Below are 21,856 nucleotides of genomic sequence, written 5' to 3'. Positions count from 1 at the left end.
CTTTCCCGCCCCTGGTTGCATCCCAAGATAGAAAACGATAATCATTATCAAAACCAAAGGAGACGATATGGCACATCTGTTGGTGATCGAGAGCTGGGTAGGGGCGATGAGCACACTGCTGCCCCGCGCCATCCGCGACGCGGGGCACAGGTTCACGTTCCTCACCCGTGACCTGCACCACTATCTGCGTGCCGCGCCCAGCGCCCGATCGCATCCGCTACTGGCCGCCGACAACGTTCTGACCACCGAGACCAACGACCTCCCCGCGCTCCTGTCCCACGTGGAGCGATTACACGACGCGCTCGGCTTCGACGGAGTCCTGTCCTCATGCGACTACTACCTGCCGGCCGTGGCGGAAGTCGCAGCACACCTGGGCCTGCCCGGTCCGTCACCGGAGGCCGTACGGCGGGCCTGCCGCAAGGACCTCGCCCGCGCCGCCCTCGGGGACGCGGGGGTGCCGGGCCCGCGGTACGCGCTGGCCTCCTCCTGGGAACAAGCCGCAGAGGCCGCGAACGGTCTCGGTTACCCACTGGTGGTCAAGCCGGTCGACCTGTGTGCCGGCATGTACGTGCGGAAGGTGCGCGACCAGGCCGAGCTGCGCACGGCCTTCCTCGCTCTTGAGGAGTTCCCCGTGAACGCGCGAGGTCAGCGCCGGGTGCCGGTCGTGCTGCTGGAGGAGCTGCTCGCCGGGCCGGAGGTCAGTGTGGAGACGGTCAGCGTTGACGGTGACGTCCATGTGGTCGGGGTGACCGGCAAGAGCCTGACGGGGGAGCCGTGGTTCGTCGAGAGCGGCCACATGTTCCCCGCCGGTTTGGACGCCGACCTGGCAAGGCAGGCGGAGGAGGCCGCGGTCTCAGCGGTGCGGGCGCTGGGCCTGGACCGGGGCGTGGTCCATACGGAGCTGCGGCTCACCCCGGACGGCCCGGCGCTGATCGAGGTCAACCCGCGCCCCGCCGGCAACCAGATCACCGAGCTGGTCCGCCGGGTCACGGGCGTCGACCTGCCGATGGTTCACGCCCGCCTGGCCGCCGGCCAGCAACCCGACCTGACTTTCGCCGACACTGGGGTGCGCAGCGCCGCCATCGCCTTCCTGCTGCCCGGACACGCCGGCCGGATCACCGCCGTCCACGGCACCGACGTGCTCGCCGCCGCCGCCGACGTCGTCGACTGGTCCGTCAAGCCGGCCGGGCACCGGGCGGGTGAGCCCACGAGCAACAACCACTACCTCGGTCACGTCATGGTGACCGACACCCTCGGCAGCGGCGCAGGAGCGCGGGCGCAGGAGCTGGTCTCGGCTCTGAAGGTGGAGTACGAGCGATGAACCTGACATCGATCATCAAACGGGCACTCGCCGGCGAGCTGGGTCCCGATCCCGTGCAGGAGCGGGTCAGCACCGCCTTCACCACCCGGCAGGGCGTACGGCACGATTCCCGCAGGCGTGGCTATCGCAACCATGTGGTCAGCCTGCGGGTCGGCCGGGCCGTCGGCTCCTGCGCGGTCGAGCCCGGCGAGGTCGCGGACGAGATCGTCGAGGAGTGCGCCGGCGTCGCCGTCGCCGACCTGCTGCTCCACCCGGTGCCGGCGGTCCGGGTGGCCACGCTCGACGCCTACCTGATGTCGGCCCGCCCCCACTGGGGGAAGCGGGTCACCGTGGCGGCCGGGACATCGCTGGAGAAGTCCCTGGCCCGGGCGGCGGCCGTGGTGGACCTACTGCCTGCCGGGACGGAGCGGGTCCTCGTGGTGGGCGTGGTCAACTCGGTGCTGCATCGCTTGCGGGAACGGGGCGTCCGCTACGTTCCGTGCGATCTGAAGGGCGGCTCCACCGAGTGGGGTGAGCCGGTGACCGCCGATGCCGCCCGTGCACTCGGCGTCTGCGACGCCGTGCTCGCCTCGGGGATGACCCTCGGCAACGGGAGCTTCGAGACCCTGCTGGAGCACGCCCGCGCGCACCGCAAGCCGCTGGTGATGTTCGCCCAGACGGGCAGCGCGATCCTGCCGCACTTCCTGGGCTGGGGGGTGACGGCGGTGTCGGCGGAGCCCTACCCCTTCTTCTGGCTCGACGGCGGCGACACCGTCCTGTTCCGCTACCGGGAGCGGGCATGAACGAGCTGCTGTCCCTGGTCGGACGTACGCCCCTGGCCCGGATCACCGTCCCGCTCCCCCACCCGCACGGCGGGTTTTGGGCGAAGCTGGAAGGCTTCGGTGTCGGCGGGATGAAGGCCCGCGCCGCCGTCTCCATGCTCACCGCCGCCCGCGCCCGCGGCGAACTGCGCCCCGGCGCCCCCGTCGTGGAGTCCACCAGCGGGACCCTCGGGATCGGGTTGGCTTTGGCCGGACAGTGCCTCGGGCATCCGGTGATTCTGGTGGTCGACGCCGAGCTCGAACCGGTGATGCGCACCATGTTGCGCGCGTACGGCGTGCGTTTGGAAGTCGTGGACCGCCCGCACCCGCGAGGCGGTTGGCAGCAGGCCCGGCTGAACCGGCTGCGCGATCTGCTGGAGCGGCTTCCGGGCGCGTACTGGCCCGACCAGTACAACAACCCCGACAACCCTGCCGGGTACGCCTCGCTGGCACGGGAGCTGGCCGAGCGGCCGGGCCACGCCGACGTGCTGGTGTGCAGCGTGGGCACCGGCGGTCACAGCGCTGGGGTGTTCCGCGGCCTGCGCCGTTACTGGCCGGGCCTGCGCCTGGTCGGAGTGGACACGGTGGGCTCGGCCGTCTTCGGCCAGCCGGCACGTCCCAGGCTGATGCGCGGGCTGGGCAGCAGCATCCACCCGCGCAACGTGGCCTACGACCTGTTCGACGAGGTGCACTGGCTGGGGCCGGTCGAGGCCGTCGACGCCTGCCGCAGGCTGGCACGAGGGTCGTTCGTCACCGGAGGGTGGAGCACCGGCGCGGTCGCCCGGGTCGCCGCGTGGACGGCGCGTCGGGAGGCCGGGGCCGTAGTGGTCGCGATCTTCCCGGACGGGCCGGACCGTTACCTCGGATCGATCTTCGACGACGAGTACTGCCGGGCCCGCGGTCTGCTGGGGCGGTCCGAGGACGGGCCTGTGGAGATCGCGCACCCCGGCGCCGTCGAGGTGTCCGGCTGGGCCCGCTGCCGAACGGTGGCCGACCCCCTGCTCGCGGAGGTCCCGGCGTGAGGCTCACCTGGACCGTGACGCCGCTGGCACTGCGTGAACCCCTGCGGATCTCCCGCTCGGTGATGGCCGGCCGGGACGCTGTCCAGCTCACCGTGGCCCATGAAGGGCTGCGGGGTCACGGGGAGGCGGTGACCAGCGTCTACCACCGGCTCGACGTCGAGCGGATCACGGGCCTGCTCCGGCGGCTGCGCCCGGCACTGGAGGAGCTGCCCGGCCCCGAAGCGGCGCTGGCGGCCGTCCCCGACTCTGTGGCCGAAGCCCCCGGTGTGCTCGCCGCGGTGGACGCGGCCCTGCACGACTTGGTTGGGAAGCGGTGCGGGCTGCCGGTTCACGCGCTCTTCGGTCATGGGTGGTCCGACACCGCGACCGCCTTCACCGTGGGCATCGGCCAGGATCCCGCTCCGGTTCTCGGTCGCGGCTTCCGGCTGATCAAGATCAAGCTGGGCCGTGGGGACGACGTCGCGCGTGTCCGCGAGATCCGCCGTGCCGCGCCGGGAGCCCGACTGCTCTTAGACCCCAACGGGGCGTGGACGGCGCACGAGGCGGTGCGGATCCTCGATCGGGTCGCGCCGCTGGGGATCGAGGCCGTCGAACAGCCGGTCGCTCCCGGAGCCCCGGACGCCCTGGCCTGGGTGGCGGCGCGTTCGGCGATCCCCGTGATCGCCGACGAGGACGCGCGGACGCTGGAAGACGTGCGTAACCTGTCGGGCGCCGTGCACGGTGTCAACGTCAAGCTCGCCGAATGCGGTGGCCTGACGGCCGCGCGGCGGATCGTCGAGTTCGCCCGCGACCACGGTCTGCAGGTCATGCTGGGCTGCCAGGTGGCCAGCAGTCTGGGCATCGCGCCCGCCGTACACCTGGTGCCCTCGGCCCGCTGGGCCGACCTGGACGGGCACCTGCTACTCGCCGAGGACCCGTGGACCGGCATCGGCGGGCACGACGGCGTGCTGCGGCTGAGCGGTGAGCCCGGGCTGGGGGTGCGCCCGGCGTGAGAGAGCTCTCCTGGCCCGTGCGGCTGTTACTGGTCAACCAGTTCGGCGTCAACGTCGGCTTCTACCTGCTGGTTCCCTACTTGGCCGGTCACCTCACCGGAGACCTGGGCCTGTCCGCCGCGGTGACCGGCGTCATCCTCGGGGCGCGCAACCTCAGTCAGCAGGGCCTGTTCCTCATCGGCGGCTCAGCCGCCGACCGCCTCGGTGCGCGGCCGGTGATCATCTTGGGCTGCGCATTGCGCACCGCCGGGTTCGCCCTGTTCGCGTTCGGGGACGCGGTGCCGTTGCTACTGTCGGCCGCCGTGCTCAGCGGGCTGGCCGGCGCACTGTTCAACCCGGCCGTCCGGGCGTACGTCGCCGTGGCGGCGTCCGACAAGGTCAGGGCGTTCGCGCTGTTCAACGTGTTCGCCCAGGCGGGAGCGCTTTGCGGGCCGGTGCTGGGCGGCGCGCTGCTGCTGGTGGACTTCCGGGCCGCCGCGCTCGCCGCCGCGGCGGTCTTCGCGGTGCTGACCGTCGCGCAGGTACTCGCGCTGCCCGCGAGAGAGGTGCCGCGCAGCGGTTCCTCCGTGCTTCGCGACTGGCGGCGCTGCCTGAGCGACCGGCGTTTCCTCGCCTTCACCTTCGCCCTCAGCGGCATGTTCGCCTTGGAGAACCAGCTCTACCTGGTGCTTCCCCTGGCCGCGGAGGGGGCGACCGGCACGGCGGGCTCGGTGGCGCTGCTGTTCCTGGTCTCCACGGTGGTGAGCCTGCTCTTCCAGGTGCGGATCACCACGTGGCTGCGGGAGGCGACGAGCCGGGATCGGGCGATGGCGCTGGGCCTGGCCGTGATGGGAAGCGGGTTCCTCGCCCTCGCGCTGCTGCCCGGGATCGTCCCGGTCCTGGTGGCGGTGCTGGCGCTGGCCGTCGGCGTGATGATGGCGCAGCCGTTCGTGTACGAGCGAATCAGCCAATTCGGCGGCGAGTCCCTGTCCGGCACCTACTTCGGCGTGTTCTATCTCGCGTCCGGAGCGGTCGCCGCCGCGAGCACCGCGCTGGTCGGCTGGGCGGGCGCGGCCGGAGCCGCCGTGTGCGCGGTGATCGGCCTGGTCTGCGCGGCGGCCGTGCTCGTTCAGGAACGGCGGACGGCGGTGCCCACGTGAACTTCCTGACCGACAATCCCGCCCTGTACGAGGCGCAGTTTCCCGACCCGGACCACAGGGCGGCTCGTTTCGTGGACGACCAGGTGCGGCGCTTCGACGGCGGGCGGAACCTCCTCGACGTCGGCTGCGGCACGGGCCGCGACGCCGGCCGCCTGGCCGTCCTCGGCTACGACGTCACCGGCATCGACGTGTCCGAGGCGATGCTGGCCTACGCGCGCGAACGCCAATCGCGGGTGACCTTCGTCCACGCCGACATGCGCGACTTCGCGCTCGGCCGCCGCTTCGACGTGGTGACGTGTCTGGACAGCGCCATGCTGTACTGCCATACCAACGCCGACCTCGCCGCGTTTCTGCGTCGCTGCCGCGAGCATCTGCATCCCGGCGGTCTGCTGATCGCCGAGATGCGCGGCGCCGCCCACTTTCTTACCCACCCGGTTCCGGTTCCGTTCACCCGCACGGTGACCCACGCCGGCGTCACCTACACCTCCCGCACCGAGCTGTGGATCGACCACAGCGCCCAGCTGTTGCGGCGGCGCCGCACGTGGAGCTGGCCCGGCGGCGGCCCGCTGGAGCAGCACTCGGCGTGGCGGCTGCTCTTCTCGCAGGAGCTCACCTACTTCCTGGCCGTCGCCGGGTTCGAGGTTCTCGACCTGTTCGACCAGCCAGGGCCACGGGCGGAGCCGCACGACGGCCCGCCTCTGTCCGCCGACCGGCTCCATGTCGTCGCCCGACTCGCGAAGGACCCCCACCATGCGTGACCATCTCAGCCGACGCGGCTTCCTCGGCCTGACCGCCGGAGCCGCCCTGCTCGCCGGGTGCGGCACCGGCACGACCACCATCTCCTCCGGGGACGCCGGCGGCTCCGGCGGAAGACTGCGGGCCGTATTCGCCGGCGGCGGCGCCACCGAAGTGCTGGATCCGCACCTCGCCAACCTGTTCAACGAGGCCGCACGCGCCAAGGCCCTCTACGACAAACTCGCCGATCTCGGCCCGGACGTCTCCCCGCAGCCGCGCCTAGCCGAGACGTGGGAGCCGAACGCGGACTTCACCGTCTGGCGGATCACCCTGCGGCAGGCGCGCTTCCACGACGGGCGGCCGGTGCGCGCCCAGGACGTCCTGGCCAGTTACGCCCGGATCACCGACCCCGGCGAGACCTTCCGCGCCAAGTCCAGCCTGGCGCTCATCGATTTGCCGAACAGCCGGGCGGCCGGGGAAGGGGCGATCGAGTTCCGGCTCAAGCGGCCGTTCGCCGAGTTTCCCAACGTCCTGGCCGCCTTCGGCGCCTACATCGTGCCCGAGGGCACCAGGGACTTCGCCAGGCCGGTGGGCTCGGGCCCGTTCTCCTTCGTGTCCTGGAGGCCGGGCAGCTCCGTGCTGCTCAAGCGCAACCCGGACTACTGGGACGGCGCGCCGTCCATCGAGGAGCTGGAGTTCCTCATCGCCAATGAGGAGTCCGCGCGAATCAACGCGCTGCTGGGGGGGCAGGTCGAGTACGCGCACGACCTCAGCCCGGCCTCCGCGCGCCAATACGAGGGACGTGTCACGGTCGTCCGCGCCCCCAACAGCGCGATGCAGGCGTTCGCCATGAAGGTGGACCGCCCCCCGTTCGACGACCGAAACCTGCGGGAGGCGCTGTTCCTGCTCACCGACCGGCAGCAGTTGATCGACACCGTCCTGCCCGGTGCCGGACAGCTCGGCAACGATCTGTTCGGCAAGGGCTACCTGCACTACGCCGGCAGCATCCCCCAGCGCACCCCCGACCTCGACAGGGCCAAGGCGCTGATCAGGAAGGCCGGCGCGGAAGGGCTCACCGTCGAGCTGACCACTTCCGCCGCCGCGGCCGGCTTCGTCGAGGCGGCCACGGTCTTCGCCGGCCAGCTGCGCGCCGCCGGACTGAAGGCGGAGATCGTCAACGCGAGCAAGGACACCTACTGGTCGGACATCCTCACCAAGGGGTCCATCGTCAGCTTCCGTTCCGGGGCCATGCCGATCGAGACCCACATCGCGCAGCGGCTGCTGTCGACCTCGACGACCAACGCCACCAGATGGGCGCGGCCGGAGTTCGACGCGCTCTACGAGACGGCCGTCTCGGCGCGGAACCCCGCCGATCGGGAGGCCGCCTACCTGAAGATGCAGCAAACGCTCCACGCCGAGGGCGGCCTGCTGGTGTGGGGCTTCGCCGACTGGATCGTGGCGACCTCGCCTAAGGTCAGCGGAGTCCGGGCGGCGCCCGCCAACACTCTGGACTGGGCCCGGTTCGACAAGGTGAGCTTGGCGTGAACCTGACCCGCTATGTGGGGCGGCGGCTGGCCGTGGGCGTCCTGCAGGTCGCGGGAGTCGCCTGCCTGGTGTTCCTCATGGCGGGGGCGCTGCCGGGCGACGCCGCGGTGGTGCTGGCGGGCGACCAACCGGATCCGGCGCGGATCGAGCAGATCCGCGCCGGGCTCGGCCTGCACCGCCCTCTCACCGAACGCCTCGCCGCGTGGGCCGCCGCCGCCGTACGGGGCGATTTCGGCGCCTCACTCGTCTCCGGCCGACCGGTGAGCGAGATCATGCTGGACGCGCTCGGCCCCACCGCGGTGCTGGCCGGGATCACTCTGCTGCTCCTGGTCCCGCTGTCGATCCTGTTCGGGGTGGCCGCCGCGCTTCGCGAGGGGAGCTGGTCGGATCGGGCACTGACCGCGGCGAGCACGGCGCTCTACGCGGTCCCGGAGTTCGCGCTCGCCATCGTGCTGGTGGCGGTCTTCGGCGTCGCGCTGGCGTGGCTGCCGCCGACCGGGCTCGGCGGGCTCACCGCCACCGCCCTGGTGCTGCCGGTGACGGTGCTGCTGGTGCGGCCCGTCTGCTCCACCGGGCGGCTGGTCCGCTCCGCGATGCTCGAGGCGCTGGCCACGCCGTACGTCGGGCACGCACGGCGCCTCGGACTCAACCGGCTCGCGCACGCGCTGCCCAATGCGCTCATCCCCGCCGTACAGCACCTGGCCCGCACCATCGACTGGCTGCTCGGCGGCGTCATCGTCGTGGAGGCCGTCTTCGTGGTCCCGGGGCTGGGCACCGTTCTGGCCGACGCGGTCGGCCGGCGCGACCTTCCCGTGCTCCAGGGACTCGCGCTCCTGTTCGCCGCCACGACCGTATCGGTGAACCTGCTCGCCGACGTCGCGGCCTTCCGGCTGGCGCCCCGCGCATGAGATTCCTCCTGCTCGCCGTGCCCCTGGCCGTCGCCCTCGCGGGCCCGTGGTCGGCTCCGGACGCGACGGTGCACGGCGCCTCCTTTACGGACCTGGGGCTGCTCGGCACCGACTTCGCCGGACGCGACGTGTGGCACCAGGTACTCCTGGGCGGGCGATCCCTGGTGCTGACGGCCGGGTTCGCCACCGCCGGGGCCTACCTGCTGGGCACGGTGTGGGGTCTGACCGCGGCAAGAGCCCCCCGGATGGCCGACGAGATCCTGATGCGGCCGCTCGATGTGCTCCTGGCGGTGCCCTCCCTCCTGCTGCTCCTGGTGGTGGCGGCGCTGGCTCCCGACGGGGCGCTCGCCTGGATCGTCATGCTGGTCCACCTGCCCGACGTCGCCCGCCTGGTACGCGCCTGCGCACTGGAGATCAGCGCCAGGCCTGCCGTGGAGGCCTTGCGGCTGCAGGGCGAGAGCCGGTGGCGGATCAGCGCCGGGTTCGTCGTGCCCTCCATGGCCCGGGTGCTCGCCACCGACGCGGGCACCCGGCTGACCGGATCGCTGTACCTCGTCGCCGCCGCGAGCTTCCTCGGCGTGGGGGTGCCGCCGGACGCCGCCGACTGGGCGGTGATGGTCGACCGGAACCGGGGCGGGCTCTTCCTGAACCCGTGGGCGGTCCTCACCCCCGCACTACTGATCGTCATGCTCGCCGTCGGGCTGAACCTCACAGTGGACCGTGCTCGGAAGGCGGCATCGTGATCGAAGTGGACGGGCTGGTGGTCTCCGTCCGAGACCGGACCCTGGTGAACGGGGTCGGCTTCACCCTGCCCGCAGGGAAGACACTGGCCCTGGTCGGCGCGTCCGGCAGCGGCAAGACGACCACCGCACTCGCGCTGCTCGGGGAGCATCCCGCGGGTGCCCGTGTCACCGGCCGTATCACCGTCGCCGGGCATAAGGTCGCCCCGGGCAGGCCCCCGCCGCCCGGGACCGTCGCCTACATCCCCCAGCATCCCTCTGCGGTGCTCAACCCGGTGCTGCGCATCGGGACCGTGCTCCGGCAGATCGCGGCGCGGCACAGCGGCAGCGTCGGCGACGCCCTGCGCAGGGCACGGCTCCCCGGCGACCGCGACTTCCTGCGCCGTTTCCCTCATCAGTTGTCAGGGGGACAGCAGCAGCGGCTCGTCCTGGCACAGGCGCTGCTGGCCAACCCGTCCGTGATCGTCGCCGACGAACCCACCACCGGGCAGGACGCCATCGCCCGGGCCGAGGTCGCCGCCGAGCTGTCCAGTCTCGGCGTCGCCGTCGTCCTGCTCAGCCACGATCTCGACCTGGTGCGGGAGCTGGCCGACCAGGTCGTCGTGCTCCGGTACGGGCGGGTCGTGGAGTCCGGCCCCGCGGTGCTGGACGCCCCGCGCGACGCGTACGTCAGGGCACTGGTCACCGCGGAACCCCGCGCGGCGCGGACCCGCATGGAACCACTCCCGCTCCTGGAGATCGCGGGTCTGAGCACGGAGGTCCTGCGCGATGTGACCATCGAGGTCGCCCTCGGCGAGCGACTGGTCGTCGCCGGCCGCTCGGGCAGCGGGAAGACCACGCTCGCCCGCTGCGTCGCCGGTCTGCACCCGTGGATGTCCGGGAGCGTACGGCTGGCCGGCCGTCCGCTCCCGAGGTCCCCCCGCCGGCGCGGCCGCGCCGACTTCGCCCGCGTGCAGTACGTCTTTCAGGACGCCCGGGCCTCGTTCGTTCCCTGGCGTTCCGTCGTCGACCAAGTCGCCAGGACCGCGGTGCGGCTGCGCGACCTGGCCGCCCCCGCCGCGCGTGCGGAAGCCCTCGCGACCCTGGCCTCACTCGGGCTGGACCACGACACCGCGCGACGACGTCCCGGCGCGTTGTCCGGGGGCGAGCTCCAGCGCGCCGCCCTGGCCCGCGCCCTGCTCGCCCACCCCGACGTGCTGATCTGCGACGAGATCACCTCCAGCCTGGATCCCGTCACCCAGTCGGAGGTCCTCGACCTGCTCACCGGCCTCGACCTGACCCTGATTGTCATCAGCCACGACCTTCCCGTGGCCGCGCGGATCGCCGACCGGGTCGCGGTCGTCCACGAAGGGCGCCTCGTCGAGCACGGTCCGGCCGATCGGGTGCTCCACCACCCGTCCCACCCCGTCACCCGCGCCCTCACCGGCATGACCGGCGGCTCCTCCAATGCCCTATGACAGCACGGCGGTCGGCGCGTCCAAATCCGCCAGTGGGTGCGTCACCATCACCGACGCCGCTGCCGCTCGATGGTGGCGGCGTTCGCACTGGTGATGGCCGCCGTCTGCGCTCCCACCGTGGCCAGCAACGCCAACAGGGCACCCACCGCTACGGCAATCGCGAATCCGAGTCGCGACAACAACAGTGAACCCCCGATCGTCGTGAGGATGTCCTCGTAAATACGCTGCTCGGCGCGGGGGCCGAGGCCGGGACCCTCCGCGGGGACGTGACGGCGGAGGACCTGCTGGTGGGGATGAACGGCGTCTGCCTCGCCGCCGGGGAGCCCGCACAGCGCGAGCAGGCCGGGCGGCTGCTCGACCTGCTCATGGACGGCCTGCGACACGCGGAAGCCGGGGCGACGGCCTGAGACGTCGCCCCGGCGGATCCGGTCACACGCGGTGCCAGCGGGCCTCCGCGAAGCAGTAGACGGCGAACAGCACCAGGCCGATCGCGACCACGGCGAGCAGCCACGGACCGGCCGGGGTGTCGGCGAGCGCCTTGAGCGCGCCGTCGATGCCGGCCGCCTTGTCGGGGTCGTAGGTGAGTGCGGCCTTGCCGATCAGGGCGCCGGCGGCCAGCGCGATGACGCCGCGGGCGATGTAGCCGGCCTTGCCGAGCTTGACCACGACGCCACGGGCGCGGGGCTCGGTCACGTGCATGTCCTTCATGAACTTCTCGGTCCAGCCCTCGTAGATCCAGTACACGCCGAGGGCGATCACGCCGAGCGCCATCAGGCCGACCAGGAACTGGCCGCCCGGCAACTCGAACAGCGCCTTGGTGACGTCCTGCGACTGGCTGTCGGACGAGGAGGCGGCCTTGTTCCGGGTGAGCAGCGCCACCATCGAGAACACGAGGGCGGCGTAGACGACGGCCCTGGACACGGCCTCCACACGGTCCTTGGCCTCGGGACGGCCCCAGATGGCCTCGGAGACCTGCCAGATCGCCAGCGCGGCCAGGCCGACGGCCATGATCCACAGCAGCGTGTCGCCCAGGGGCGCGTCGCGGACGATCTGGATCGCGCTGCTCTTGTCGGCCTCCCCTCCCCCGCCGAAGGCGATGTGGAGGGCGACCAGGCCGATGATGGCGTACAGGACGCCCCGGGCGGCGAACCCGACCTTGGCGAGCTTCTCCAGGACAGGATGGTCGGCCGCTCTCCGGGCCGTGCCTTCCAGCCGCCGGCCCGCCTGATGCGCGGTCGTCATCACGGCTCCTCTCCTTGGGGGGACGGATCGGTCTGCCTGAACCGTCTCCCTACTGACCCGGACGAGGACGATCAAACATCAGCCGGCCAGGCGCAGCGCCTCCGCCGCGACGGCGTGCCGCAGGTCGCGGATGCCGGGCCGCCCCCGGAGGGGGTGCACGTTGTTGGTGAGCAGCACGACCGTCAGCCGGCGGGCGGGGTCGACGACCAGCGACGTGCCGGTGAAGCCCGAGTGGCCGAACGCGCCCGTGAGCGGCCCCACGATGGCGGGATCGTCGATCCGCACGCCGAGCCCCTGGCGGAAGGCGGCGCCCGGCACCCCCTGGTCGCGCAGCATCTCGGCGGTCCACCGGGGGGAAAGGACCGGGCCGCCGCCGGTGCGCAGCGCCTCGCCGAAGCGCACGAGGTCGGCGGCGGTGGAGAACAGCCCGGCGTGCCCGGCCACGCCGCCCAGCGCGTGGGCGGTCTCGTCGTGCACCTCTCCTCTGACGCACGTGCCGCGCTTGAACTCCGTGGCGACGGCGCGGCCCTGATCGACCGGCCCGTACGTCGTGGCGCCGAGCCCGAGCGGCCGGGTGATCCGCTCGCGCACGAGCACGTCCAGCGGCGCCCCGCCGGCGGCCTCCGCCACCCGCCCGGCCGTGATCATGCCGACGTCCGAGTACAGGTGCGTGCCCGGCGGCCCCTGAACCGGGGTGGACAGCACGAGGTCCCAGCGGGTCTCCTGCGGTTCCTTCTCCACCCGGCGGCTCGCGGGCAGGCCCGCCGAATGCGTCAGCAGGTGCCGGACGGTGATCCCGGGGCGGTGCCCGTAGAACCGGGGCAGCCGGGCGGCCACCGGCTCGCCGAGGTCGAGCGCGCCCTCCTGAGCCAGCGAGACCAGCACCGCGGCGGTGAACATCTTGGTCAGGGAGGCGATGTCGAACAGCGCGTCCATCGCCACGGGCGGCCGCTCCGGCAGCAGCCCCCCGGACGCGTCGGCGTACCGCACGGCCTCCCCGACTGCGGCCCCGGCGACCGTGCGCCCGTCGACGGCGATCATCGCGACCGCCGCCGAGGCGACCTCGGGCACCGCGGCCCGCAGAACGTCCTCCAGCATGTGCTCAGGCCCCGTCAGCCGCCACGTTGTCAAGCACCGTGCAGCGCCGGGCCGAGGCGGTTGCCGTGCGCGGCGAGCAGCGCCCGGGCGTCGTCGGCGCCCACGCCGCGCTCGATCATCACGACGGCCGTCTTCACGTCCCGCCCGGCGTTCTCCAGGACCTCCCGGGCGTCCGGCACCTGCGTGCCGGTGATGTCGGAGACGATGCGGGCGGCCCGGTCGACCAGCTTGGAGTTGCTGGCCACGACGTCGACCATGTAGTTCCCGTACGTCCGGCCCGACTTGATCATCGTGATCGTGGAGATCATGTTGAGGACCAGCTTCTGGGCCGTGCCGGCCTTCAGCCGCGTCGAGCCGGTGACCACCTCGGGTCCCACGATGACCTCGACGGCGTGGTCGGCGGCCCGCGCGAGCGGGGTGCCGGTGTTGCAGGCCAGGCCCACGGTCAGCGCGCCGAGCCGCCGGGCCTGCTCGACCGCCGCGACGACGTACGGCGCGCGTCCGCTGGCGGAGATGCCCACGACGGAGTCGAGCGGGCCGACGTGCTTGCCGCGGATCACGGCGGCGCCCGCCTCGGCGTCGTCCTCGGCGCCCTCGACGGACCGCACCAGCGCGGCCTCGCCGCCCGCGATGATGCCCTGGACGAGGTCGGGGTGCGTGCCGAAGGTCGGCGGGCACTCGGAGGCGTCGAGCACCGCGAGCCGCCCGGAGGTGCCCGCGCCCACGTAGAGGAGCCTGCCCCCGTCGGCCATCCGCGCCGCGATCGCGTCGACGGCCGCGGAGATCGCCGGGACGGCCCGGCCCACCGCGGCGGGGACGGCGGCGTCGGCGGCGTTCATGAGCCGCGCGATCTCCTCCGTCGGCAACGTGTCGATTTCGCTGAAGCGGGGATCGCTCTGTTCGGTGGCGAGAGCGGCGAGTGAATGCGTCATGGTCGTGGTTCCTCGGCTTCGGAGTGCTTATGGATCGCGTGCGTACAGGGCTTGAGCTGCTGGTGAGCGCGCCGAAGGCCGGCTGGGGACGGGTCGGGCTCGTCACCAACCCCACCGGAGTCCTGCCCGATCTGACCGCCGCCGCACCGGCCCTGCTGGCCGCCGGAGTGCGCGTGACCACGCTGTTCAGCCCCGAGCACGGCCTGCGCGGCACGGCCCAGGCGGGCGGCGGCGAGGGCGACACCGTCGACCCGGTCACCGGCCTGCCCGTGCTCGACACCTACCAGCGGTCGGGCGGCGACCTGGACGCCCTGGTCGCGTCGTCCGGGGTGGAGACGCTCGTCTTCGACGTGTGCGACGTGGGCACGCGTTTCTACACCTACGTCTGGACGATGTACGACCTGATGGGCTCGGCGGCCCGGCTCGGGCTGCGGTTCACCGTGCTGGACCGGCCCAACCCGATCGGCGGCGCGGTGGCCGAGGGCCCGGCGCTCGACCCGGCCTTCGCGAGCTTCGTCGGCCGCGCCGCCCTGCCCGTACGGCACGGCCTCACACCGGGCGAGATCGCGTCGACCGTCAACCGCGCGATCGGCGCCGAGCTGGAGGTCGTGCCGATGGAGGGCTGGCGGAGGGAGTGGCATTTCGACCGCACCGGGCTGCCCTGGGTGATGCCGTCGGCCAACATGCCGACCCTCGACACCGCCCTGGTCTATCCCGGCACCGGGCTGCTGGAGGGCGTGAACGCCGCCGAGGGCCGCGGCACGACCCGGCCGTTCGAGCTGGTCGGCGCGCCGTACGCGGACGGCCGGTTCGCCGCCGCGCTGAACGATCGCGGCCTGCCCGGCGTGCGCTTCCGCGACACGTGGTTCACCCCGACGTTCGGCAGGCACGCGGGCGTCGTGGTGCGCGGCGCGCAGCTGCACGTGACCGACCGGCAGGCCTTCCTGCCGGTGCTCACGGGCGTGTCCGTCCTGCACGCGCTGCGCACCCTCTATCCGGGCGAGTTCGGCTGCGAGCCGTTCCTCGACCTGCTGTGGGGCTCCGCGTCGCTGCGCGAGCACCTGGAGGCGGGCCGCGACCCCCGGGAGCTGTGCCCCCCGCCTGGCCCGCCCCGGGGCGAACTGCTGTACGGCTGACATCAGTCCAGCGGGCGGCGGTAGAGCCAGAAGACCCGCTCGGCGCGGGCGCCCACCGCCCGGGAGTAGAAGCGGAGCGGGCCGACCCAGCCGATCTGCGTGGACGTCTGCCCCGCGGCGGCCTGCTCGGCGAGGCAGCGGCGCAAAAGCACCCGGCCCACGCCGAGGCCGCGGGCGGCCTCGGCCGTGCCCATCGGCCCGAACCACAGCGGCCGGGCGCCCCAGGCGGCGAAGCCGAGGATCTCCCCGTCGCGCTCGGCCCCGTCGCGCGAGGCATAGTGCAGGCCGCTCGCCTGCTCGGCCTCCCAGGCCCACTTGTCGTTCCACTGCTCGCGCACGAACGCCACGATCCTCGCGCGGTCGGCGGCGGCCGCGACCGTGACCCCGGCGGCGGCAAGCTTCACCAGGTCGGCCTCGTGCTCGGCCTCGTCGTAGCGGGCCGGCAGGCCGGCCGTCATGTTCCAGGCGACGCGATACTGCTCGTACCCCAGGCGCTCGGCCAGGCAGGCCGCCGGGGTGTAGCGCACGTCGATGCCGGGCCAGGCGTAGCAGGGCGGGTTGCCGGCGAACCTCGACTCCGCGGCGCCGTGCGCCCGCATCCACTCCTCGGCCGCGCCGACCAGCGCCCGCCCGATCCCCCGGCCCTGCGCGGCGGGATCCACGGCGATCAGGTCGACGTGCCCCGTGACGTGGCCCGCGCCGTCCGCGCCGAGCGAGGCGAACACGACGCCCTCACGGCCGGGAGTGGACAGGACGGTCCACCGGCGCTCCGGCGGCGGGGCGGCCAGCCGCCGGACGACCAGCGGGGCGTCCGCGGCGTCCGCCCAGAGAGCGGCGGCCGCGACGTCCGCCACGCGGCCGTCGACGGCGACGGGGGCGATGTCCGTCACTCGCCCACCCCCACCGGGATCACGCTGCGCCGCCGGGGATGGAAGCAGGCGTGCTCCTGCTCGGTCTCCGTACCGGGCCCGCCGTCGCGGCCCAGCACGGGCATCTCGCTCTCGCAGCGTTCGGTGCTGAACGGGCAGCGCCGCGCGAACAGGCACCCGCCGTCGGACAGCCCCTCCCGCTGCATCTCCCGCGGCACGACCCGCTCGGCGCCCGGCCGTTCCAGACCGTGCAGCACCGGGATCGCCGACAGCAGCGACTGCGTGTACGGGTGGACCGGGTCGGCGATGATCTTCTCGGTGGCGCCCCGCTCGACGACCTGGCCGCGGTAGAGCACGTACAGCTCGCCGTCGTCGCCGATGTAGCGGGCGGTGGCGATGTCGTGGGTGATGAACAACACGCCCACGCCGAGCCGTTCGCGCAGGTCCTTCAGCAGCGCGAGGATGCCCAGGCGCAGCGACACGTCGATCATGGAGACGGCCTCGTCGGCGACGAGGACCTCGGGGTCCATGGTGAGCGCGCGGGCGATCACCACGCGCTGGCGCATGCCGCCCGACAGCTGGTGGGGGTAGCGCGGCAGCACGTAGCCGGGGTCGATGCCGACCATCGCCAGCAGTTCCTCGGCCCGCCCGTCGGCCCACGACGCCGGCCGGCCCGTCTGCTTGGCACGCAGCCGCAGCGGCGCCTCCAGCGTCTGGTGGATCGTCCGGGTGGGGTTGAGCGCCGAGTAGGGGTCCTGGTGGATGAGCTGGACCCGCCGGAAGTACGGCTGCCGCGCGCGGTGGCTCAGCGACGACATCGGCACGCCGTCGATGACGATCTCGCCGGCGTCGTGGGTCTCCAGCCCGGCGATGATCCGGCCGAGCGTGGTCTTGCCACTGCCCGACTCGCCGATGAACGAGACGGCGCCGCCCTTGGCGATGGCGAAGTCCACTCCGCGCAGCGCGGGCACCTCGCGGGCGCCGAGCACCCCGCCGCGCTGCTTGAAGATCTTGGTGATCCCGGTTCCCGTGATCACACGAACTCCTTCCGCTTGACCAGCGTGAGGTGGCGGTCGGTGGCGTGGCAGGCGACGGTGCGGCCGTCCCGGTTGACGGACATCGGCTCGTCGGTCTCGCACACCTCCATGCGCCGCTCGCAGCGCTCGCGGAACACGCAGCCCTGCTTGGGCAGCGTCCCGAGCGTCGGCGGGCGGCCGGGCAGCGCCCGGGCCAGCGACAGGTCGCCCGTCAGGCGCGGGATCGCCCTGATCAGCCCCTGCGTGTACGGGTGCCGGGCGTCGCCGAGCACCTCGGTCACCGGGCCGTGCTCGACCACGCGTCCGCCGTACATGACGGCGAGGCTGTCGGCGACCTCGGCGACGGCGCCCACGTCATGGGTGATCACCAGCGTGGTGAGCGCGCGCTCCTCGTGGACCTCGCGGATGATCCGCAGGATCGTGGCCTGCGTGATCATGTCGAGGGCGGTGGTCGGCTCGTCCAGAACGACGACTTTGGCGTTCAGGACGAGCGCGAGCATGATGCCGACCCGCTGGCGCATGCCGCCCGACAGCTCGTGCTGGTAGGAGTCGAGCACCCGGGCGCCGTCCATGCCCATGCGGGCGAGCAGGTCCTTGGCGTCGCGCACCAGCGCCCGCAGGTCCTCCACGTCGTGGGAGCGGCCGAGGTCGAGCAGCTGCTTGCCGATGGTCTTGAGCGGGTTCAGCGAGTTCTGCGCGGCCTGGAAGACGTACCCGACCTGGCGGCCGCGGGCGCGGCGCAGGTCCTCACCCCGCAGCGTCAGCACGTCGCCGAGGCCGTCGATCTCGACGCTGCCCGCCGCGATCCTGCCGGGCGGCTGAACGGCGTTGAGCAGGGAGAGGGCGAGCGTGGACTTGCCCGAGCCCGACTCGCCGACGACGCCGGTGATCGTGCCGGGGGCGAGGGCGAGGTCGACGCCGCGGACGGCGGGCAACTCGCCCGACGGCGTCTTGTAGACGACCGTGAGGTCCCGGATCCGGACCCCCGGTGCTGCTGGATGAGGGGCGGCCGTGTGAGCGGTCATAGGGGCTATTCCTCCCGCAGCCGGGGGTTGAAGATCTCGTCCATCGCGTCCACGATCAGCACGATGCCCAGGGTGAGCAGCAGGATCGCGATCAGCGGGGCCATCAGGTACGGCAGCGCGGCCGGGGTGGTGAGCGCCCCGCCGTTGAAGACCGCGAGGTTGAGCATCACGCCCCAGTTGTTCGACTCGAACGGCAACACGCCGAGGAAGAACAGGCCCACCTGGGCGTACACCGCGCCGGTGACGGCGATGAGCATGTTCATCGCGATGTACGGCGCCATGCTCGGCAGCAGTTCGCGGCCGATGATGTGCCGCGTCGGCAGGCCGAGGCCGCGGGCCGCCTCGATGAAGCCGCGCTCGCGCAGCGACAGCGTCTGCGAGCGCACGGCGCGGGCGATGCCGCCCCAGCCGAGCACCCCGAGCACCAGGCCCATCTCCAGCGGGCTCTCGAACTTCCACACCGTGGACAGCACGAGCAGCAGCGGCAGGCCGGGGATCGCGAGGTTCATGTCGGTCAGCCGCATGAGCAGCGTGTCCCACCGGCCGCGGTGGAAGCCCGCGACCAGCCCGATGAGCGTGCCGAGCGCGACCGTGATGACGGCCGTGGCCAGGCCGGTCAGCAGCACGTAGCGCGCGCCGGTGACGACCAGCGCGAGCACGTCGGTGCCCTCGAAGTCGGTGCCGAAGGGGTGGGCCAGGCTGGGCGGCGCGTACAGCGCGTCGTCGTCGCGCGGCAGCTGGGCGGGGTAGAGCAGCGGCCCGGCCACGCCCATGAGCGCGAACAGGGCGACGATGACCACACCCGCCATGCGGCTGGGCTTGCGCCGCAGCACGCGCCACACCCCGCGCCAGAAGTTGCGCCGCAGCGTGGCCCGCGTGGTCCCGGGGGGCGCGGCTCCGGGACTCATCGCCCCTTCGGGGCTGACGATGACGGTCATGCCGCGCCTCCGCTCCTGACCCGCGGGTCGATCACCGTGTACAGCAGGTCGGCGGCGATGTTGGCGACGACGATGCCCACCGTGATCACCAGGAACGTGCCGCCCATCAGGGCGTAGTCGCGGCTGCTGATGCTGTTGACGAGCAGCAGGCCGAGTCCCGGGTAGTTGAAGATCTGCTCGATGAAGATCGAGCCGCCGAACAGCATGCCGATCGACAGGGCGAGGATCGTGAACAGCGGCAGGATCGCGTTGCGCGCGAGGTACCGGAACACGAAGCCGCGCCGCAGGCCGCGCAGTTCGGCCGCGAGGATGAAGTCGTCGCCGAGCACGGCGACCACGTTGGACTTCATCGCGAGGATCCACCCGCCGTAGCTGGCCAGCGTGTACGTGACGACCGGCAGCACGGCGTGGTGGACCAGCGAGCCGATGTAGCCGGCGTTGAAGCCGGGGACGAACTCGACGTCCACCGGCCCGCCCGACGGCATGATCGGCCACAGCGTGGCGAAGATCGCGGTGAGCAGCAGGCCGATGACGTACACGGGCACGCCGTGCAGCAGCGAGCCGGACAGCGCGAGCATGTCGCCGAGCTTGCCGGACCGCTTGATCGCGGCGTAGACGCCCATGGTGACGCCGAGCAGGAAGCTCAGCAGCGTGCCGGCGAGGACCGGCAGCACGGTCCACCGCGCCGCGTGGCCGATGAGCGTGGTCACCTCCACGCCGGGCGTGCTGAGCGAACGCCCGAGGTCGAGGTGGAGCAGCGACCCCATGTAGCCGACGTACTGCTCCCACAGGTTGCCGGTGGGCAGGAAGCCGTACAGGACGGCGGTGGCCCGCTCGGCCTGCTCGGGCGACATGCCCTTCTGGATCAGGCTCTCGTACTGCCCCAGCACGGGGTTGCCGGGGATCTCCCGGATGATGACGAAGCTGATCGTGGCGACGACCCAGATCATCGCCAGGCCGCGGACCAGATGGCCGCCGACCTTCCTGGCGATGGCGCCCACCCGGGGACGCCCCGGGACCGCGTGCGTCATGCCTGCCCCTTCTCCGCTTTCCTGATCATCCCGAGCTGCATCCACACGCCGGACGACAGCCGCAGGGACTCGTCGTCGTCGGGCGGATACGCCGTGTACCGGGAGGTGTTCACGAACTGGGTGTTCACGTAGTCCCACAGCTGGACGACGGGAAGCTGCTCGTTGGCGACCTTGGCCAGGACGCCGACGATGCGCTTCTGCTCGTCCTGGGACGCGAAGTTCAGCCTGCTGGTCAGGTCGCCCGGGTCGACCGTGCCGGCGGCGCCGGCGTCGACCTTCTCCGGCCCGCCCATCCAGTTGCCCTCGGTGCCCGGCGCGACGTGCCGCAGCCGGCCGCCGAACATCTGCCAGCCGTTCGCCTGTCCGAACAGCCGCTGGAAGATGTTGTACGGCGAGGGGCCGAGGCCGATGAGCCAGAACCCGAGGTCGTACTTGCCTTCGGCCAGCTCTCCAAGATAGAGCGTGTAGTCGGCGGCGGTGACAACGGCCGCGTCGATCCCGTGGTCGCTGAGCTGGCTGCTGATCGACTTGCCCGCGGCGACCCAGTCGGAGAACGACGCGGGCACGTGGATGCGGACCTTCCACGGGCTGCCGTCCGGCATGGCCCACCGGCCGGCTCGCTTGGTCATGCCCGCCGCCTTGAGCTCGGCGTCGGCCTTGGCGGCGTCGACCCGGTACTGCTCCAGGGTGTCGAACGCGTCGCCGAGCCAGGCGCGGGCCGCCTTGGCGTGGATGCCCGAGGTGGTGGCGGCGGGAGTGCCGCCCTCCGGCGAGGCGATCTTCGTGACCTGGGCGCGGTCGATGAGGTAGGCCATCGCCCGCCGCACGTGCACGTTGTCGTACGGCTTGTGCGACTGGTTGAACGCGAGGGAGACCGCCACCGGCGAGTAGCCCTTGACCACCTTGCTGCCCCGCGCGTCGCGGATCCGGTCCATGACGGCGGTGGGCACGGAGGTGAAGGGGGCGTTGTCCAGCCGGCCGGCGATCAGATAGTTCCAGATCTGCTCGTTGCCGGTGTAGTTCAGGATCTTCACCTTGGCCGGCGCGATGTTCTGCCGGGCGTAGAAGTAGGGGTTGCGCTTGAGCAGCGCCGCGCCCGGGTTCACCCGCTCAAGCACGAACGGCCCGGCCGACACGTCGCGGCCGGGGTCGAAGGCGATGACCTTCTCCGCCAGGCCGGTGATCTGGTTCTTCGCCTTCTCGGCCGCCGCGCCCTGACCGTGCTGGGCGACCTTGAGCGTCTGCCAGAAATCGGCCGGCAGCAACTTCCCGAACACGTGCGCGGGCACGACCACGGTCGACAGCAGGTTGGCGAGGAACGTCGAGCTGCGGTTGGCGCCCTGGGTCACCCGGATCGTCTTGGGGTCGACGACCTGGATGTCGGCGGCGGCGCCCGCCGCCTTCGGGTCGAGCGCGTACGCCGTGCCGCCCTGGGTGTAGGCGAGACCGATCGAGACGCGCACGTCCTCGCTGGTCACCGGCTTGCCGTCGGACCACCTGGCGTCCGGCTGCAGGTGGATGACGACCTCCGACCGGTCCGGGGACATGCTCCAGCTCCTGGCGATGGCCGGGTAGAACTGGTTGGGATCGGTGGGGTCGTTCTTGGGCCACGCCAGCGCCATGCCGTTGTATCCCGAGAAGACCGATCCGACGGGGTTGAACGGGTTGATCGGCGCGCTGGCGTTGATCTGCTTGCTGCCGTCGATCGTCGTGTACACGCCGCCGCCCTGCTGGGCGGTGTCCGTCGTCCCGGTAGTGCCGCAGGCGGTCACGGTGACGATGGACGCCACCGCCATGATCGCTGCGAGTCGCTTCATGGGCTGCTCCTGGTTCCCGATTGCCTGGACAATACGGGCGCTCTCGCGACGCCGTCAATTTTTTCCACGGAC

At 72.3% G+C, this 21,856-nt stretch carries 21 protein-coding genes; 12 read left to right on the top strand and 9 right to left on the bottom strand.

Features of this window, described 5'->3' with window-relative positions:
* Positions 1-67 precede the first annotated feature (67 nt).
* From AB0J39_RS10370 to AB0J39_RS10320, 11 genes are all read left to right on the top strand, one after another.
* Complete coding sequence (locus tag AB0J39_RS10370; RefSeq protein ID WP_363463109.1) at positions 68-1,321, top strand: ATP-grasp domain-containing protein; 1,254 nt, start codon at positions 68-70, stop codon at positions 1,319-1,321.
* A complete protein-coding gene (locus AB0J39_RS10365) occupies positions 1,318-2,103 on the top strand; it encodes a DUF364 domain-containing protein (protein ID WP_363463108.1) in 786 nt (261 codons plus the stop codon). Before AB0J39_RS10370 ends, AB0J39_RS10365 begins: the two co-directional genes overlap by 4 nt.
* Positions 2,100-3,143, top strand: coding sequence for a PLP-dependent cysteine synthase family protein (locus AB0J39_RS10360; protein WP_363463107.1), 1,044 nt, complete (start codon positions 2,100-2,102; stop codon positions 3,141-3,143). The genes AB0J39_RS10365 and AB0J39_RS10360 overlap by 4 nt, the downstream gene beginning before the upstream one ends.
* A complete protein-coding gene (locus tag AB0J39_RS10355) occupies positions 3,140-4,135 on the top strand; it encodes a dipeptide epimerase (RefSeq protein WP_363463106.1) in 996 nt (331 codons plus the stop codon). The genes AB0J39_RS10360 and AB0J39_RS10355 overlap by 4 nt, the downstream gene beginning before the upstream one ends.
* Positions 4,132-5,274, top strand: a complete 1,143-nt coding sequence (locus AB0J39_RS10350) for an MFS transporter (protein ID WP_363463105.1) — start codon at positions 4,132-4,134, stop codon at positions 5,272-5,274. Before AB0J39_RS10355 ends, AB0J39_RS10350 begins: the two co-directional genes overlap by 4 nt.
* On the top strand, positions 5,271-6,032 hold the full coding sequence (locus AB0J39_RS10345) for a class I SAM-dependent methyltransferase (protein WP_363463104.1): 762 nt from the start codon (positions 5,271-5,273) through the stop codon (positions 6,030-6,032). Before AB0J39_RS10350 ends, AB0J39_RS10345 begins: the two co-directional genes overlap by 4 nt.
* The gene (locus AB0J39_RS10340) at positions 6,025-7,554 is read left to right on the top strand and encodes an ABC transporter substrate-binding protein (RefSeq protein ID WP_363463103.1); all 1,530 of its coding nucleotides are present in this window, start codon (positions 6,025-6,027) and stop codon (positions 7,552-7,554) included. Before AB0J39_RS10345 ends, AB0J39_RS10340 begins: the two co-directional genes overlap by 8 nt.
* Complete coding sequence (locus tag AB0J39_RS10335; protein ID WP_363463102.1) at positions 7,551-8,462, top strand: ABC transporter permease; 912 nt, start codon at positions 7,551-7,553, stop codon at positions 8,460-8,462. Before AB0J39_RS10340 ends, AB0J39_RS10335 begins: the two co-directional genes overlap by 4 nt.
* Positions 8,459-9,205: an ABC transporter permease subunit gene (locus AB0J39_RS10330; RefSeq protein ID WP_363463101.1), complete on the top strand. Its 747-nt coding sequence runs from the start codon at positions 8,459-8,461 to the stop codon at positions 9,203-9,205. Before AB0J39_RS10335 ends, AB0J39_RS10330 begins: the two co-directional genes overlap by 4 nt.
* Positions 9,202-10,659 (top strand): ATP-binding cassette domain-containing protein, encoded by a 1,458-nt coding sequence (locus tag AB0J39_RS10325; protein ID WP_363463100.1) that lies wholly within the window; start codon positions 9,202-9,204, stop codon positions 10,657-10,659. Before AB0J39_RS10330 ends, AB0J39_RS10325 begins: the two co-directional genes overlap by 4 nt.
* 224 nt (positions 10,660-10,883) lie before the next feature.
* Positions 10,884-11,066, top strand: a complete 183-nt coding sequence (locus tag AB0J39_RS10320; RefSeq protein WP_363463124.1) for a hypothetical protein — start codon at positions 10,884-10,886, stop codon at positions 11,064-11,066.
* Between the two features lie 22 nt (positions 11,067-11,088).
* Here AB0J39_RS10320 and AB0J39_RS10315 read toward each other — a convergent pair whose 3' ends face one another.
* The 3 genes from AB0J39_RS10315 to murQ form a co-directional block, all read right to left on the bottom strand.
* Positions 11,089-11,901: a DUF1206 domain-containing protein gene (locus AB0J39_RS10315; protein ID WP_363463099.1), complete on the bottom strand. Its 813-nt coding sequence runs from the start codon at positions 11,899-11,901 to the stop codon at positions 11,089-11,091.
* 78 nt (positions 11,902-11,979) lie between these two features.
* Positions 11,980-12,999 carry a serine hydrolase domain-containing protein gene (locus tag AB0J39_RS10310; RefSeq protein ID WP_363463098.1) on the bottom strand — a complete coding sequence of 340 codons (1,020 nt, stop codon included), beginning with the start codon at positions 12,997-12,999 and terminating at the stop codon, positions 11,980-11,982.
* 29 nt (positions 13,000-13,028) lie between these two features.
* Positions 13,029-13,931, bottom strand: coding sequence for an N-acetylmuramic acid 6-phosphate etherase (murQ, locus tag AB0J39_RS10305; RefSeq protein ID WP_363463097.1), 903 nt, complete (start codon positions 13,929-13,931; stop codon positions 13,029-13,031).
* 29 nt (positions 13,932-13,960) lie between these two features.
* Between murQ and AB0J39_RS10300 the strand changes: the two genes are divergently transcribed.
* Positions 13,961-15,067, top strand: a complete 1,107-nt coding sequence (locus AB0J39_RS10300) for a DUF1343 domain-containing protein (protein ID WP_363463096.1) — start codon at positions 13,961-13,963, stop codon at positions 15,065-15,067.
* A gap of 2 nt (positions 15,068-15,069) precedes the next feature.
* Here the strand turns inward: AB0J39_RS10300 and AB0J39_RS10295 are convergent, their stop codons facing one another.
* From AB0J39_RS10295 to AB0J39_RS10270, 6 genes are read right to left on the bottom strand one after another with little or no spacing between them, the layout of a single operon-like run.
* Complete coding sequence (locus AB0J39_RS10295) at positions 15,070-15,957, bottom strand: GNAT family N-acetyltransferase (protein ID WP_363463095.1); 888 nt, start codon at positions 15,955-15,957, stop codon at positions 15,070-15,072.
* Positions 15,954-16,973: an ABC transporter ATP-binding protein gene (locus AB0J39_RS10290; RefSeq protein ID WP_363463094.1), complete on the bottom strand. Its 1,020-nt coding sequence runs from the start codon at positions 16,971-16,973 to the stop codon at positions 15,954-15,956. The genes AB0J39_RS10295 and AB0J39_RS10290 overlap by 4 nt, the downstream gene beginning before the upstream one ends.
* Complete coding sequence (locus tag AB0J39_RS10285; protein WP_363463093.1) at positions 16,970-17,998, bottom strand: ABC transporter ATP-binding protein; 1,029 nt, start codon at positions 17,996-17,998, stop codon at positions 16,970-16,972. Before AB0J39_RS10285 ends, AB0J39_RS10290 begins: the two co-directional genes overlap by 4 nt.
* A gap of 5 nt (positions 17,999-18,003) precedes the next feature.
* Positions 18,004-18,936 carry an ABC transporter permease gene (locus tag AB0J39_RS10280; RefSeq protein WP_363463092.1) on the bottom strand — a complete coding sequence of 311 codons (933 nt, stop codon included), beginning with the start codon at positions 18,934-18,936 and terminating at the stop codon, positions 18,004-18,006.
* Positions 18,933-19,967 (bottom strand): ABC transporter permease, encoded by a 1,035-nt coding sequence (locus AB0J39_RS10275; RefSeq protein WP_169988355.1) that lies wholly within the window; start codon positions 19,965-19,967, stop codon positions 18,933-18,935. The genes AB0J39_RS10280 and AB0J39_RS10275 overlap by 4 nt, the downstream gene beginning before the upstream one ends.
* Positions 19,964-21,784: an ABC transporter substrate-binding protein gene (locus AB0J39_RS10270; RefSeq protein ID WP_363463091.1), complete on the bottom strand. Its 1,821-nt coding sequence runs from the start codon at positions 21,782-21,784 to the stop codon at positions 19,964-19,966. The genes AB0J39_RS10275 and AB0J39_RS10270 overlap by 4 nt, the downstream gene beginning before the upstream one ends.
* Positions 21,785-21,856 lie beyond the last annotated feature (72 nt).

The sequence above is a fragment of the Microbispora sp. NPDC049633 genome, from assembly GCF_040675265.1.
GTDB classification, from domain to species: Bacteria; Actinomycetota; Actinomycetes; order Streptosporangiales; family Streptosporangiaceae; genus Microbispora; species Microbispora maris.
This window is presented reverse-complemented; position numbering and strand designations above follow the sequence as displayed.